This is a genomic window from Polaromonas sp. SP1 (genome assembly GCF_003711205.1).
Lineage (GTDB): Bacteria > Pseudomonadota > Gammaproteobacteria > Burkholderiales > Burkholderiaceae_C > Polaromonas.
In genome coordinates, this window is the sequence record NZ_CP031013.1 from 4,169,020 (window position 1) to 4,183,080 (window position 14,061).

At 59.3% G+C, this 14,061-nt stretch carries 13 protein-coding genes and 1 tRNA gene; 7 read left to right on the forward strand and 7 right to left on the reverse strand.

Annotated features, from left to right (window positions below; genetic code table 11):
• Nucleotides 1–32 precede the first annotated feature (32 nt).
• The 7 genes from DT070_RS19620 to DT070_RS19650 all read left to right on the forward strand — a co-directional run bounded on the left by DT070_RS19620 (nucleotide 33) and on the right by DT070_RS19650 (nucleotide 7,892).
• Entirely contained in the window at nucleotides 33–1,085 is a 1,053-nt protein-coding gene (locus DT070_RS19620) for a TRAP transporter substrate-binding protein (protein WP_122956916.1), read from the forward strand.
• Between the two features lie 261 nt (nucleotides 1,086–1,346).
• Nucleotides 1,347–2,312, forward strand: a complete 966-nt coding sequence (locus DT070_RS19625) for an MBL fold metallo-hydrolase (RefSeq protein ID WP_122956917.1) — start codon at nucleotides 1,347–1,349, stop codon at nucleotides 2,310–2,312.
• Nucleotides 2,313–2,443: 131 nt separating this feature from the next.
• Entirely contained in the window at nucleotides 2,444–2,998 is a 555-nt protein-coding gene (locus tag DT070_RS19630; protein ID WP_122956918.1) for an NUDIX hydrolase, read from the forward strand.
• A gap of 106 nt (nucleotides 2,999–3,104) precedes the next feature.
• Nucleotides 3,105–4,091, forward strand: coding sequence for a recombination-associated protein RdgC (locus DT070_RS19635; protein ID WP_122956919.1), 987 nt, complete (start codon nucleotides 3,105–3,107; stop codon nucleotides 4,089–4,091).
• Nucleotides 4,092–4,231: 140 nt separating this feature from the next.
• Nucleotides 4,232–4,945: an aspartate/glutamate racemase family protein gene (locus DT070_RS19640; RefSeq protein WP_122956920.1), complete on the forward strand. Its 714-nt coding sequence runs from the start codon at nucleotides 4,232–4,234 to the stop codon at nucleotides 4,943–4,945.
• 331 nt (nucleotides 4,946–5,276) lie between these two features.
• Nucleotides 5,277–6,818: an MBOAT family protein gene (locus DT070_RS19645; protein ID WP_122956921.1), complete on the forward strand. Its 1,542-nt coding sequence runs from the start codon at nucleotides 5,277–5,279 to the stop codon at nucleotides 6,816–6,818.
• 18 nt (nucleotides 6,819–6,836) lie between these two features.
• Complete coding sequence (locus DT070_RS19650; RefSeq protein WP_122956922.1) at nucleotides 6,837–7,892, forward strand: hypothetical protein; 1,056 nt, start codon at nucleotides 6,837–6,839, stop codon at nucleotides 7,890–7,892.
• 553 nt (nucleotides 7,893–8,445) lie between these two features.
• On the opposite strand, the gene DT070_RS19655 is transcribed toward DT070_RS19650, so the two are convergent.
• The 7 genes from DT070_RS19655 to rpmI all read right to left on the reverse strand — a co-directional run bounded on the left by DT070_RS19655 (nucleotide 8,446) and on the right by rpmI (nucleotide 13,909).
• Nucleotides 8,446–8,522, reverse strand: a tRNA-Pro gene (locus DT070_RS19655).
• Between the two features lie 34 nt (nucleotides 8,523–8,556).
• Nucleotides 8,557–9,045 (reverse strand): MerR family transcriptional regulator, encoded by a 489-nt coding sequence (locus tag DT070_RS19660; protein ID WP_122956923.1) that lies wholly within the window; start codon nucleotides 9,043–9,045, stop codon nucleotides 8,557–8,559.
• Nucleotides 9,046–9,235: 190 nt separating this feature from the next.
• Nucleotides 9,236–9,562 carry an integration host factor subunit alpha gene (locus DT070_RS19665; protein ID WP_074575303.1) on the reverse strand — a complete coding sequence of 109 codons (327 nt, stop codon included), beginning with the start codon at nucleotides 9,560–9,562 and terminating at the stop codon, nucleotides 9,236–9,238.
• Between the two features lie 48 nt (nucleotides 9,563–9,610).
• Nucleotides 9,611–12,037, reverse strand: a complete 2,427-nt coding sequence (gene pheT, locus DT070_RS19670; protein WP_122956924.1) for a phenylalanine--tRNA ligase subunit beta — start codon at nucleotides 12,035–12,037, stop codon at nucleotides 9,611–9,613.
• Nucleotides 12,038–12,068: 31 nt separating this feature from the next.
• On the reverse strand, nucleotides 12,069–13,133 hold the full coding sequence (pheS, locus tag DT070_RS19675) for a phenylalanine--tRNA ligase subunit alpha (protein ID WP_122956925.1): 1,065 nt from the start codon (nucleotides 13,131–13,133) through the stop codon (nucleotides 12,069–12,071).
• A 187-nt stretch (nucleotides 13,134–13,320) separates the two neighbouring features.
• Entirely contained in the window at nucleotides 13,321–13,680 is a 360-nt protein-coding gene (rplT, locus tag DT070_RS19680) for a 50S ribosomal protein L20 (RefSeq protein WP_092128304.1), read from the reverse strand.
• 25 nt (nucleotides 13,681–13,705) lie between these two features.
• Entirely contained in the window at nucleotides 13,706–13,909 is a 204-nt protein-coding gene (gene rpmI / locus DT070_RS19685; protein WP_007870723.1) for a 50S ribosomal protein L35, read from the reverse strand.
• Nucleotides 13,910–14,061 lie beyond the last annotated feature (152 nt).

Genomic DNA, 14,061 nt, shown 5'->3' on the forward strand with positions numbered 1-14,061 from the left:
AAGTTACTTACATTGTTCACAGGAGACACGACATGATTCAGCGACGAACCCTTCTTAAAACCGGCGCCGCCGCGGCGCTCGGCACACCGGCCCTCTCCGGCCTGGCCCAGCAGGCCGTGACACTGAAGTTCCACACCTTCATGTCGCCCTCGTCCAATGTCTGGCTCGCCATGCACAAGCCCTGGATGGACAAGGTCGAAAAAGAATCCGGCGGCCGTATCAAGTTTGAAGGCTACCCCGCCATGCAGCTGGGCGGTACGCCCGTGCAGCTTTACGACCAGGCCAAGGACGGCGTGGTCGACGTGGTGTGGACATTGCCCGGCAACACCGCAGGGCGCTTCCCGCGCATCGAGGTGTTTGAGCTGCCTTTCATGATGTCCAACGCCGAAGCGACGTCCAAGGCGTACTGGGAGTACGTGCAGACGATGGCGCCGGACGAGTTCAAGGACACGCAGGTGCTGGCGCTGCAGGTGCACGGCCCCGGCGTGATCCACACGGTCGACAAGCCCGTGAAATCGATTGCCGACATGCGCGGCCTCAAGCTGCGCGCTCCGACGCGCCAGGTGACCAAGCTGATGGGCGTGCTGGGCGCGACGCCGGTCGGCATGCCGCTGCCGCAGATTCCCGACGCGCTGAGCAAGGGCACCATCACCGGCTGCGTGATTCCCTGGGAAGTCGTGCCCTCGGTCAAGGTCAACGAGCTCACCAAGTTCCACGCCGAGTTCGACCCCGCCGGCGGCAGCCTCTACACCACCACGTTTGTGATGGCGATGAACAAGGCCAAGTACAACTCGCTGGCGCCCGACCTCAAGAAGGTCATCGACAACAACTCCGGCATGGCCACCTCGGCCTGGCTGGGCAAGGTGCAGCAGGGCAACGACGTGCCGGGCCGCAAGACCGCCAGCGACCGCGGCAACACCATCTACACCGTGAGCCCCGCCGAAGCGCAGGAGTTCCGGCGCAAATCCCGCACGGTGGAAGTCGAGTGGGTCGAAGACATGAACAAGAAGGGCTTTGACGGCAAGAAGCTGCTGGACACGGCCCGCAGCCTGATCGAAAAGCACACCAAGACGACCAAGGCCTGATCAGGAGGCCGCGCCGGGTGCGCACTCATTCAGAGAACCGGGCCCGGGCCCGGTTTTTTTACGCCTCCTGTTTTTATATGTTTTAGGCCTCCAGCCCAATAAGCACCTTGGGAAGCAGCTATCAACTTCATAGCAGACCGCCTACCGGAAAACCTGTGCGGCAAGCCGGGTTACTGCGGCCGCGCCTTCGGCCATGGCCCGCCTGCATAAGAATCCACCCCTCACCACCCCATCCTTTCATTCAATCAAGGGAGTCATTTCATGCCACGCTCTTTGAAAACCCTGGCCGCTGCGATCCTCGTCTCCAGCCTGGCAGCCTTCACCTTGCCGGCTTTGGCCGCCGGCCCCATGGTCAAAACCCAGGCGCCCGGCTACTACCGCCTGGCGCTTGGTGATTTTGAAGTCACCGCCCTGTCGGACGGCACGCTCAAGCTGCCCATGAAAGAGCTGCTCACCAACACGACACCGGCCAGGGTTGGCGCAGCGCTCAAGCGCGCCTTCCTGCCTGACGCAGTCGAAACCTCCTTCAATGCCTTCCTCGTCAACACCGGCAGCAAGCTGGTGCTGATCGACACGGGCGCCTCAAACCTCTTCGGCCCGACGCTGGGCAGCCTGCAGGCCAACCTCAAGGCCTCCGGCTACCAGCCCGAGCAGGTCGACGAGATCTACATCACCCACCTGCACCCCGACCACGTGGGCGGCCTGGTGGTGAACGGCGCCATGGCCTTCCCGAATGCGGTGGTCCGCGTGGACAAGGCAGACACCGACTTCTGGCTGGACGAAGCGAAGATGAACGCTGCACCCAAAGAGTCGCAAGCTTTCTTCCAGGGCGCCATGACCTCCCTCAAGCCCTATGCCGCGGCCGGCAAACTCAAGACCTTTGAAGGCGCGACCGAGCTCGTGCCCGGCGTCAAGGCGCAGCCTGCGCACGGCCACACCGCCGGCCACAACGTGTATGTGGTGGAAAGCAAGGGCGAAAAACTGGTGCTGTGGGGCGACCTGATGCACCTGGCGGCCATGCAGTTCGACAACCCCGAAGTCACCATCAAGTTCGACACCGAATCGCCCAACGCAGCCAAAGAGCGCGCGAAGGCCTACGCCGATGCCGCCAAAAATGGCTACCTGGTCGGTGCGGCGCATATCGCCTTTCCCGGCCTGGGCCATGTGCGCAAAGGCGCGGGCAAGGCCTACACCTGGATTCCGGTGAACTATTCGTCACTCAAATAAGGTTAGTGAATGAAATAGGCCTCCAGCCCAATACCCGTCTTGGTATGCAGCTATATTTTTGATAGCGTCCAGGCAAGCGCGCCACACACCGGAGCGGGCCTTGCCCGGTGCAAAGCCGCTACACTCATTCGATGCAACGCCCGCCCCTGAACCACTGCCGCGTCTGCGGCACCGCCGTCGTTTATCGCTTGCCGGATGACGGCGACACCAAGGAGCGGGCCGTCTGCCCCGCCTGCAACACCGTCCACTACGAAAACCCGCTCAATGTCGTCGGCACCGTGCCCAGCTGGGGCGAAGACGGCGCGCAGGTTTTGCTCTGCAAACGCAACATCGAACCGCGCCGGGGCAAGTGGACATTACCCGCCGGCTTCATGGAGCTGGGCGAAACCACGGCGCAAGGCGCGGCCCGCGAGACCGATGAAGAGGCCGGCGCCCGGTATGAAATGCTGGGCCTTTTCACCGTCATGAACGTGGTGCGTGTGGGGCAGGTGCACATGTACTACCGGGCACGGCTTTTGAGTACCGAGTTCGACCCGGGCCATGAAACCATGGAAGCAAAGCTGTTCACCGAGGCCGAAATCCCCTGGGACGAAATCGCCTTCAAGACGGTCAAGCAAACGCTGGAGCAGTATTTCGAAGACCGCCGCAAGGGCGCCTACGGCATCCATTCGTTTGATATTGAATGAGCCGGGGCCGTCAAAGCGCCCAGTAAAATTTCCCTGAGCGGCCTTTGGCCCTCGTCACCTGGCCGTCAGCCGGCCTCTCTTCTTCCAACCCCCTTCCCCGGATTCCATGTTCAACACCGCAATCTTTTTCCGCATTGCCGACGATTTTGTGCTTCCACCGCTGGAAGCGCTTGAAGAAATTTTCCAGTCCCACCGTTTTGTGCCTTGCGGCGCGACAGAGCCCGAGTCCAGCGGCTGGGTGCCGCCGCGCGGCAACAAGAGCACCGTGCTGCTCGAAAGTGTGGGCCGCCAGCTGATCGCCCGCCTGTGCACCGAGCGCCGCCCCGTGCCGTCGTCCGCCGTCAAGGCTGCGGTGGAAGAGCGCATTGAAAAGTACAAGGAAGAAACCGGCCGCGAGCGCGTCGGCGCCAAGATCAAGAAAGAGTTCAAGCAGGAGGTCATGCTGGACCTGCTGCCGCGCGCTTTTACCAAACGCTCGACGACGACGCTCTGGATCGACATGGCCAACAAGTTCCTGGTGGTCGACGCCGGCAACCTCACCGGCGCCGACAAGATCGTGAGCTACCTGGTGGAAGCGTTGAGCGAGGTGCCCGGCGCCCTGCCCGGCCTGAAAGCCAGCCCGATCCAGACGCAGATGTCCGCCGCGGCGGCGATGTCGCACTGGCTGTCGACCCGCGAAGCGCCATACAACTTCTCGGTCGACCGCGACTGCGAACTCAAGACGCCGGACGACCAGAAATCCACCGTGCGCTATTCACGCCACACGCTGGAAATCGACGAAGTGGCCCAACACATTGCCGCCGGCAAGGTGCCGACGCAACTGGCCATGACGTGGAACGAGCGCGTGTCTTTTGTGCTGACGGAAACCGCGCAACTCAAAAAACTCAAGCTGCTGGATGTGGTGCTGGACGGCGTGCAGGAAAGCGGCAAGGATGACGACGGGTTTGACACCGACGCGGCCATCATCACGGGCGAGCTGTCGTCGCTGATCCCCGACCTGCTGGATGCGCTGGGCGGCGAGCTGGGCGATGAGGAGGCTTCAGGCGAGCCCGAAGCACCGGCCGCGAAGGACCTGGCGCCCGAGCCCGCCTGACCCTGCCCGCGCGGGGGCTCCGGCCCTGGCACTCAGGGTTTTCCGGGGGTTGAGAATGCGGACGGAAAACTTATCTGACCCAATAAGCATCTTGCCGTTCAGGTGGGTGCCGCCCACACCTACACAAGGCCACCACCACCATGCCCAAGCCCCAACACATCGGCATCGTCGGCTGCTCCGCGGAAGGCGCAGCGCTTTGCTACCAAACCATCTGCGCGGAAGGCGCCAAACACCTGGGCCCGCACGCCCATCCCGAGGTGTCGATGCACACGCCTTCGCTGTCGGACTATATGGCGCACATCTACCGGGATGATTGGCAGGGTGTCGGCGACGTCATGCTGGCTTCGGCGCACAAGCTCGCCAAAACGGGCGCCGATTTCCTGGTGTGCCCCGACAACACCATCCACCAGGCGTTTGCCTATGTGCAGGAGCGCTCACCGTTGCCGTGGCTGCACATTGCAGAAGTCGTCGCCGAAGAAGCCGCACGGCGCGGATACCGCCGCATCGGCATCACCGGCACCCGCTGGCTGACGAACAGCGAGGTATACCCCGAAAAACTCACAGCGCGCGGGCTGCAGTATTTGCGCCCTACTGATGCCGAGCGAGACGAGATCAACCGCATCATCATGGATGAGCTGGTCTACGGCGTCTTCAAGCCCGAGGCGATTGGGTATTTCCAGCAAGTGATGGCGCGCATGAAAAGCGAGGGCTGCGACGCCGTCGTGCTGGGCTGCACGGAGATCCCGCTCATCATGAGCGACGCCAATTCGCCGCTGCCAACGCTGGATTCGACACGCCTGCTAGCACGGGCCGCGCTGGGGCGGGCTACGCGGGGCATCACAAGCGCAGCGTGAGCTGTTGAGCCGTCGGGTCGCTTGGCCTGCTGCCCTTTGCTATTTTTTCTTTGCCTTGCGCAAAGTGCTCTCGCGATTTCTGGCCCGCCAATGAAAAAAGGTTAGCAGGCACTACTTTGCCAACCCTAATCAGTATTGTGTGAAACGCTTGAATGATCACCGGCCACCCGCATGAAAGCTAAGTCTTAAGCGGCGCTGAACATTACAATACCGCAGTTCATATAAGGCCATCTCCCATAAACGCATAACGGCTGCCTATAGGACCTCAAATATGGCGCGGCAGGCCCTTTCACGCTTTCGGAATTTGGTTTAAACAAACCGGATTTCCTGCATGTTGTTTAACTCCTACGTCTTTATCTTCGGCTTTCTGCCGATCACTCTGTTCGGTTTTTTCTTTCTAGGTAGAACTAGCCATCGTCTGGCAGCGCTGTGGCTGGCAGCGGTATCGCTGTTTTTCTACGGTTGGTGGGACGAGCGCTATGTGGGGCTGCTGCTGGCATCTATCGCCTTTAACTTCGGGGCTGGTTTCCTCATTGGGCGCAGCGTACGACAGAATCATGGCACCTCGGGCCGACGTTCAAAAGTCATGTTGGCTTCAGCGATAGCAGTCAACCTGGTTTTTTTAGTCTATTTCAAATACGCCAACTTCTTTGTTGACAACCTGAACCAGGTAACCGGTGGGGTCTGGACGCTGACCAATGTGGTGTTGCCGCTCGGCATCTCGTTTTTCACCTTCACACAAATCGCTTATCTGGTCGACACCTACCAGGGCAAGGTCAAGGAATTCAACTTTATTCACTACACGTTGTTTGTGACGTATTTTCCGCACCTGATCGCGGGACCGGTGCTGCACCACAAGCAAATGATGCCGCAGTTTCGGCACTCCGTGACCTACCGGATCAGCCTGGAAAACTTCAATATCGGCTTGACCATTTTCATCATCGGACTGGCGAAGAAAGTGCTTCTGGCAGACCAGTTTGCGCTTTACGCCAACCCTGTTTTCAACGCGGCGGCCCTTGGCGGCGAACCAAAAGTGTTTGAAGCCTGGATTGGTGCGTTGGCCTATGCGCTACAGCTTTACTTCGACTTTTCTGGCTATTCCGACATGGCGATCGGCTTGTCGCGCATGCTAAACATCAAACTACCTCTCAATTTTGATTCGCCCTATAAGGCCCCCAACATCATTGAGTTCTGGCGGCGCTGGCACATGACACTGTCCACATTCCTGCGCGATTACCTCTATGTGCCACTGGGCGGTAGTCGTAAGGGTGTTCCGCGTCGCTATGTCAACCTGATGATCACCATGTTGCTTGGTGGGCTCTGGCACGGTGCAGGCTGGACCTTTGTGCTGTGGGGTGGTTTGCATGGCGTGTACCTGGTGATTAACCATGGGTGGCGCAATTTGACTGGCGCGTGTGTGGCGGCTACGGGCTGGCGTGCCGTTGCAGGTATCGGCTTGACCTTTGTTGTGGTGGTCGTTGCGTGGGTGCCTTTCAGGGCGCCTGATATGGAGGTGGCGCTGCGAATGTGGGCGGGGATGGTCGGGGTCAATGGGATGTCTTTGCCCTCAAGTTTTGAGTCGAGGTTGCCTGGATTTTTCAGCATGTTCACGGTGTTTGAGGGTCTTACGCCAATGGCGGCTCTCAAAAATTGGGACGTGCTGCTCGCTATTCCCATTGGTCTGGCTATCGTGTGGGGCTTGCCAAATACTCAACAATGGATGTCGCGTTATGACCCGGCATTGGATCTTGTGCCTGTGACGCGGTTGACGTGGAAGTTGTCCAGGGTGTGTGGTGTTGCAGCCGGAGTCCTGTTTGCTCTGAGCTTATTAATGCTTACCCGCGAAAGTGCATTTCTATATTTTCAGTTTTAAGACTGATATCACTTCCATATGACCTATTTCCTGACCACACTGAGCACTGCCGCTTCTATGGTCGCTATCGCAGCCGCTTTGAACTGGACCATAGACCCCGCAGGGTTATACCGCCCGACGACATTCGGTCAACAATACGCAAAAGCGCTTATCCAGTCAGAGCATGGACTTATCCAGCCGGACTCGATGGACGAGCGGGAGTACAAGTCTGAATTGGCTAAATTCGCTGCCAACTATGACTGCGTTGTCATAGGAAGCAGTCATGTCATGCAAATTGGCAGTGAAAGAAAACATCGCTCTTTCCCTAGCTGCAAAAGCATACTGAACCTCGGTGTCTCAGGTGCAGCAATCGAAGATCACATCACACTGACTTGGTTGGCGTTGTCAAGCGGCAAGCCGCGAAAATTGATCTTCGGCATTGATCCATGGACATTTGCATACGAAAAAGATGAGCGCTGGAAAGTTCGTTTTGCAGATTCGTACCTTGCGGCTCAATCAGCGATCGGAGACTCCCCCCAGGAGGCAGCGTCTTCCAATCGTTGGAGTAGCCTCGTAAGTGCCGAATACACGTCGAGATCAATCGGTCTTCTTTCCAAAGGCACGCTAAAACCAAAAATCGAGCTTGCCCAAAACGTGGATGAAGATGTAGGTGGGAAATTTCCGATAATTTTGCAAGACGGAAGTAACGTCTACTCTTCAGAATACATTACCAGCACAATGGCTGCAAAGGTGCCTATTGGCGGAACCCCCTATAAAACCACTGGTGTGGTTAACGACTTTCGCGCAGTGACCGCCTTCATTGCTCTGCTCAAGTGGGTAAAGTCTCAGGGCGTACAACCTGTTCTATTGATGACGCCATACCATCAAAATGTCTGGCTTGTTGAAGCGTCGCCCAACGTGAAAGCCATGATTCCGACCGAGAAAATAGTTCGGGAAATTGGTCTAGATTTGGGTGTGGCGGTGATTGGCTCTTACCGCCCGGATGTTGTTAATTGCAGGTCTGGCGAGTTTTATGACTTTATGCACGCAACGGCTTCCTGTCTTGCCAAAATGACAGCAACTCCAGCGAACTGAAGTTCAGCGCTTTGAGGCTGGCTATTTGAGAAAGATGGGGATTGCTGGCCGCCATTAGCCCACTTGGTAGCTTGAATGACGGCCATCTTGCGCTGCCCATGCCACCCCAAACCGCCGCCGCACTACGTTCGTCCTCTCGCCCGCGGCGCGCAGGGATACAGGCGGAGCCGGTCCCCTAGCAACCGCGATGCGTCGCGCATGAGGCCTTCTACTAGGCGCGTTAGTAGATAGGTGCGCTTTGTTTGGCTTGCGCTCGCAAATCTGAGATTAGGCGGCAAATTGTTGTTAACCTGTTGCGGCCCATTGGCAATGTTGGCCTGTTTCACGAACGTCGCTTGGCGGGAATATTTCAATTCCACCAGCCGATATGGTCGCCCCGCTCTGGGCCTGCGCTTTCAGGGCCAGCCCCAAAAATTTTTTCCGTTCAAACCGCTGCTTGTATCCAGGCCAGGCAGGCAATAGAGTTCTTTGTACGTTATGGCAGCCTAAGCTATTGATTCGCCAATGAAAAAGCCTTCAAGAATCGCTCCTTGAAGGCCTCTGCACTATCTAATGGTCGGTGTGAAAGGATTCGAACCTTCGACCCCTTGCACCCCATGCAAGTGCGCTACCAGGCTGCGCCACACACCGAAGCCTCAGATTATAACGTGGCGCAGTGCACTTCTCAGTGGTTGTTGCCGAGCAGATCGCGAATTTCGAACAGCTCACGGCGAACCAGTTGCAGCCGTTGCTGCGCCGCCGTGCCGCTGGGAAGATCGTGGCCTTCAGGTTCGCTGTCTTCGAAGTCGGAGTGGTCGACAGAGTCTTCAAAATCTTCAAGCAGGGATTCGCCGCCTTCGAGCACTTCAACGCCGTCGAGCATGACTTCACCGTTGCGGCGCTTGTCGCGTTCGATCTGGACGATTTCCTGGAGCTTGTTGCGCGCACCGCTGATGGTGAAGCCCTGGTCGTAGAGCAAATCACGAATGCGGCGGATCATGAGCACCTCATGGTGCTGGTAGTAGCGGCGGTTGCCGCGTCTCTTCATCGGGCGCAGCTGCGTAAACTCTTGCTCCCAATAACGGAGCACGTGAGGTTTGACGCCGCACAAATCGCTGACTTCACCAATGGTGAAATAGCGTTTCGCCGGGATGGGTGGAAGGGTTTTCTCCAATTAAATCAATGCGCTAAGGAGGAAACCTCTAAATCTACTCTAAGTCTAAAGTTAGCGCAAAGAGTTGCTTCTGTTTTTTGAAATGTGTTGTTCCGTCACACAATTGACTTACCGTTACAAAAACTCACGGCCGGTGGAATTGGCAGTCCGGTAGCCGGCGCGGCGGCACACTGCCCGGACCTGCCCGGGCTTATTCAGCCGGGTTCTCGCCCTGGATCTGGTCTTTGAGCTTGTGGCTGGCGTGGAACGTGACGACGCGGCGAGCCTGGATGGGAATGGCTTCGCCGGTTCGGGGGTTGCGGCCGGGCCGCGGCGCCTTGGTGCGGATCTGGAAGTTGCCGAATCCGGAAATTTTTACATCATTCCCGTCCACCAGGCTGTCGGAAATCAGGTCAAAAAACGCGTCGATCATGTCTTTTGATTCGCGTTTGTTGAGCCCGATCTGCTCAAACAGCAGTTCGGCCAGGTGTGCTTTGGTCAGCGCCGGGGTTTCCAGGCTCTCTACAGAAAATTCCATGTGGCGCAACTCCTGCAATTTTTATTTTTGGAGGCTGGTATTGACGGATCAGGCACGCAACCGTGCGCCCAACTGACCCTGCAGATTTGCGAGAACCGCCTGAACGGCCGCCTCAATCTCCTCGTCGGTCAGTGTAGCGGCGTCGCTCGAAAGCACCAAGCGCACGGCCAGGCTTTTTTCGCCCATCTGCATGCTGGCGCTGGCTTGCTGGGGGCGATAGACGTCAAACAGCGTCGCGCCCTTGAGCAGGCCCTGCGTATTGGCGCCGTGGATGGCCGACATCAGCGCGGCGTGTGTGACGCCCTCGGCCACGATGACGGCGATGTCGCGCTCGACCGGCTGCAGCTTGCTGACCGGCTTGAACTCCGGCACCTGACGCTGCAGCACGGCGTCAAGCTCCAGCTCGAACAGCAGCGGCGCCTGGGCCAGGTCGTAGCCCTGGCGCCACTGCGGATGCAACTCGCCCACAAAACCAATCGCCCTGCCGCCCACCGACACACTCGCGCAACGGCCGGGGTGCATGGCAGGGTGCGCCGCCGGCGCAAAGACAGCCTTGAGCGGCGCGAGCAAAGCCTCCACGTCGCCCTTGATGTCGAAGAAATCCACCGCCTTGTCGGGCTGGCTCCAGTTCAGCGCCGCACGCGGGCCGTAAGCCAGGCCGGCCACACGCATGGGCTGGTTGAAGCCGGCCACGGTGGTATCGGTGTTCTGACTTTGCGCGTCGCGCAGGAACACGCGGCCCAGCTCAAACACATTCACGCGCGGAGCCTTGCGGTCCAGGTTGAACTTGAGCACTTGCAGCAGCGAGCCCAGCAAGGAAGAGCGCATCACGCTCATCTGGCTGGCGATGGGATTGAGCAGCTTGATGGGGTTGGGATTGCCGGCGAGTTCATGCTCCCAGCGCTCTTCCACAAAGCTGAAGTTGATCGTCTCTTGATAACCCAGCGACGCCAGCGCGCGCCGCACGCCAAACGGACTGCGTTCGGCCTCAGCGCGCAACCTGGCCGTGATGGGCGCCAGCGGCGGCGTTTCGGGGAGCTGGTTGTAGCCCACCATGCGCACCACTTCTTCAATCAGGTCTTCTTCGATCTGCAAGTCGAAGCGGTAGCTGGGTGGCGTCACGGTGAGCGTGCCCTCGCCTTGCGCCACCGGCAAGCCGAGGCGCTGGAGGGCGTCCAGGCATTGCGCCTGCGTGAGCGGCATGCCGATCACCTTGGCTGCACGGGCCACGCGCAAGGTGACCGGCGCGGCCTTGGGCAGGTTGACCTGCTGGTCGTCCATCGGGCCGCACGCGGTATCGGCGGTGCTGCAAATGTCGATGATCAGCTGCGTGATGCGCTCGATGTGCTCCACGGTCTGGCCGGGATCCACACCGCGCTCGAAGCGGTGACCCGCATCGGTCGAGAAGTTATAGCGGCGTGAGCGGCCGGCAATCGCTTTGGGCCACCAGAAAGCGGCTTCGACATAGACGTTTTTGGTGTCGTCGGATACGGAAGTTGCATCGCCGCCCATGATGCCGGCCAGCGACTCCACCTGTTCGTCGTCGGCAATCACGCCGACCTTTTCGTCCACCGTCACGGTATTGCCATTGAGGAGCTTGAGCGTCTCGCCGGGCTTGCCCCAGCGGACGTCAAGCCCGCCATGGATTTTGTCGAGGTCAAAGATGTGCGAGGGGCGGCCCAGCTCGAACATCACGTAGTTGGAGATGTCGACCAGCGCCGTCACGCTGCGCTGGCCGCAGCGGGCCAGGCGGTCGACCATCCATTGCGGAGTGCTGGCCTTGGTGTTGACGTTGCGCACCACACGGCCGGAGAAGCGGCCGCACAAATCGGGTGCGCTGATCTTCACCGGCAGCTTGGTGGCGTCCGTGGCCTTCACGGCGGGAATAGCCGGCGTCTTCAGCGGCGCCGCCGTGAGCGCGGCGACTTCACGCGCGACGCCGTACACGCTCAGGCAATGCGCCAGGTTGGGCGTGAGCTTGAGGGTGAACAAGGTGTCGTCAAGCAACAGGTGCTCGCGGATGTCCTGGCCCAGCGGCGCGTCGGCCGCCAGTTCGAGCAGGCCGCCGTGGTCTTCAGAGAGCTTGAGTTCACGCGCGGAGCACAGCATGCCCTGGCTTTCAACGCCGCGCAGCTTGCCGACCTTGATCAGGAAGGGTTTGCCGTCTTCGCCGGGCGGCAACTCGGCGCCGACCAGTGCGCACGGCACCTTGATGCCGACGCGGGCGTTGGGCGCGCCGCAGACGATGTTGAGCAGGCTGCCCTGCCCCACGTCAACCTGGCAGACGCGCAGGCGGTCGGCGTCCGGGTGCTGGACGGCCTCCTTGATTTCGCCCACCACGATCTTGGTGAAAGGCGGCGCCACCGGCTTGAGTTCTTCAACCTCCAGGCCGGCCATGGTGAGCGTGTCGGCGAGCTGCTGGGTCGTCAAAGGCGGGTTGCAGAATTCGCGCAACCAGGATTCTGGGAATTGCATGGTCTAACCTTGTTTTTCTTGTTCTTGTATTTCAGGACTGGAATTGCGAGAGGAACCGGATGTCGCCGTCGAAGAACAGGCGCAGGTCATTCACGCCGTAGCGCAGCATGGTCAGGCGGTCGGGGCCCATGCCGAAGGCAAAACCGATGTACTTCTCGGGGTCCAGGCCCATGTTGCGCACCACGGTCGGATGCACCTGGCCGGAGCCCGCCACCTCCAGCCAGCGGCCGGCAAGCGGGCCGGTCTGGAACTGGATGTCGATTTCGGCGCTGGGCTCGGTGAACGGGAAAAAGCTGGGTCTGAAACGCAGCACCAGGTCGTCGCTTTCAAAGAAGGTACGGCAGAAATCGGTGAAGACGAACTTGAGGTCTTTGAAGCTTACGTTCTCGCCTATCCACAAGCCTTCGCACTGGTGGAACATGGGCGAGTGGGTGGCATCGCTGTCGACACGGTAGGTGCGGCCCGGCGCGATGACGCGGATCTCGGGCATGCGGCCGCCGGCGTCGATCAGTGCGCGGTGCTTTTTGACGTGTTGCACCGCATAGCGGATCTGCATGGGGCTGGTGTGGGTGCGCAGCAAATTGGGGGCGGCCTCGGTGCCGCCTTCGACGTAAAAGGTGTCGTGCATCGAGCGCGCGGGATGGTCTTCCGGCGTGTTGAGCGCGGTGAAGTTGAACCAGTCGGTTTCAATCTCGGGGCCCTGGGCCACGTCGAAACCCATGGAGCCGAAAATGCCCTCAATGCGCTCCAGCGTCAGCGACACCGGATGCAGACCGCCCTGCGTGCGCTGACGGCCGGGCAGGCTGACGTCGAGCGCTTCGGCCTTGAGTTGCTTTTGAAGCTCTGCATCCGCCAGCGCCTGGCGGCGCTCGGTCAATGCGGCCTCGATGGCCTGTTTGGCCAGATTGATGGCGGCGCCGCGGGATTTTTTTTCTTCCACGCTGAGCGCGGCCATGCCCTTCATCAGTTCGGTCACACGGCCGGTCTTGCCGAGGAACTGCGCCTTGGCGTTTTCCAGGTCGGCAGGCGTGAAGGCCTGCGCAAAACTGGCCTGGGCGCTGCTGACCAGTTCATGGAGGGCATCAGGTTGGGTCATACGTTCTCTTGTTCGAAATGCAAATCAGCAAAGGCGTTTTCGGCAACACTCTCACCCCACGTCGGGGATCGCGAGCGCTGCGGAAAAGACCATGAAAAAGGGCCAGAGCCTTTTCAAGCTCCAGCCCTTTAATTTCCTGGGTAAGCAGCTATTGATTTGATAGCATCAATACTGCCTGGCCTGAAAATCAGGCGGCCAGCTTGGCTTTCACCTGTTCAACGATGGCGCCGAAAGCGGCGCTGTCATTGATGGCCATGTCGGACAGAACCTTGCGGTCGATCTCGATGCCGGCTTTCTTCAGGCCATTGGCGAACTGGCTGTAGGTCAGGCCAAATGAACGGCTTGCAGCATTGATACGGGCGATCCACAACTGGCGGAACACGCGTTTCTTGGTACGGCGGTCACGGTAGGCATATTGCCCAGCCTTCATTACCGCTTCTTTGGCGATACGGAAGACATTACCGCGGCGGCCGCGGAAACCTTTTGCAAGGGCTAAAACTTTTTTGTGGCGGGCGCGAGCCGTTACACCACGTTTGACGCGAGGCATGTGTGTACTCCTTGTTCGTCGTTAATTAAATGCCCTGGCCTGGGAGCATCTGTGCCATGTGACCCATATTGGTCTCATGAACAGTCACCGCACCACGCAGATGGCGTTTGTTTTTGGTGGTCTTCTTGGTCAGGATGTGACGTTTGAAGGCTTGACCGCGCTTGACGGTACCACCCGGACGAACGCGGAAACGCTTTTTAGCGCCGCTCTTGGTCTTCATTTTGGGCATGTAAATGCTCCTTTTCATTTGTGCTCGTGAGGCGCTGCGAACCTTCCGCAGACTTGATGGCCCCGAGACACTTGTTAAGCAAAAAGCCTTTCAGCCTTTTGCCTGGCGCAGAAGATTCGACCCTTCTGCTTTTGGAAAGCCGGTTTGCACCT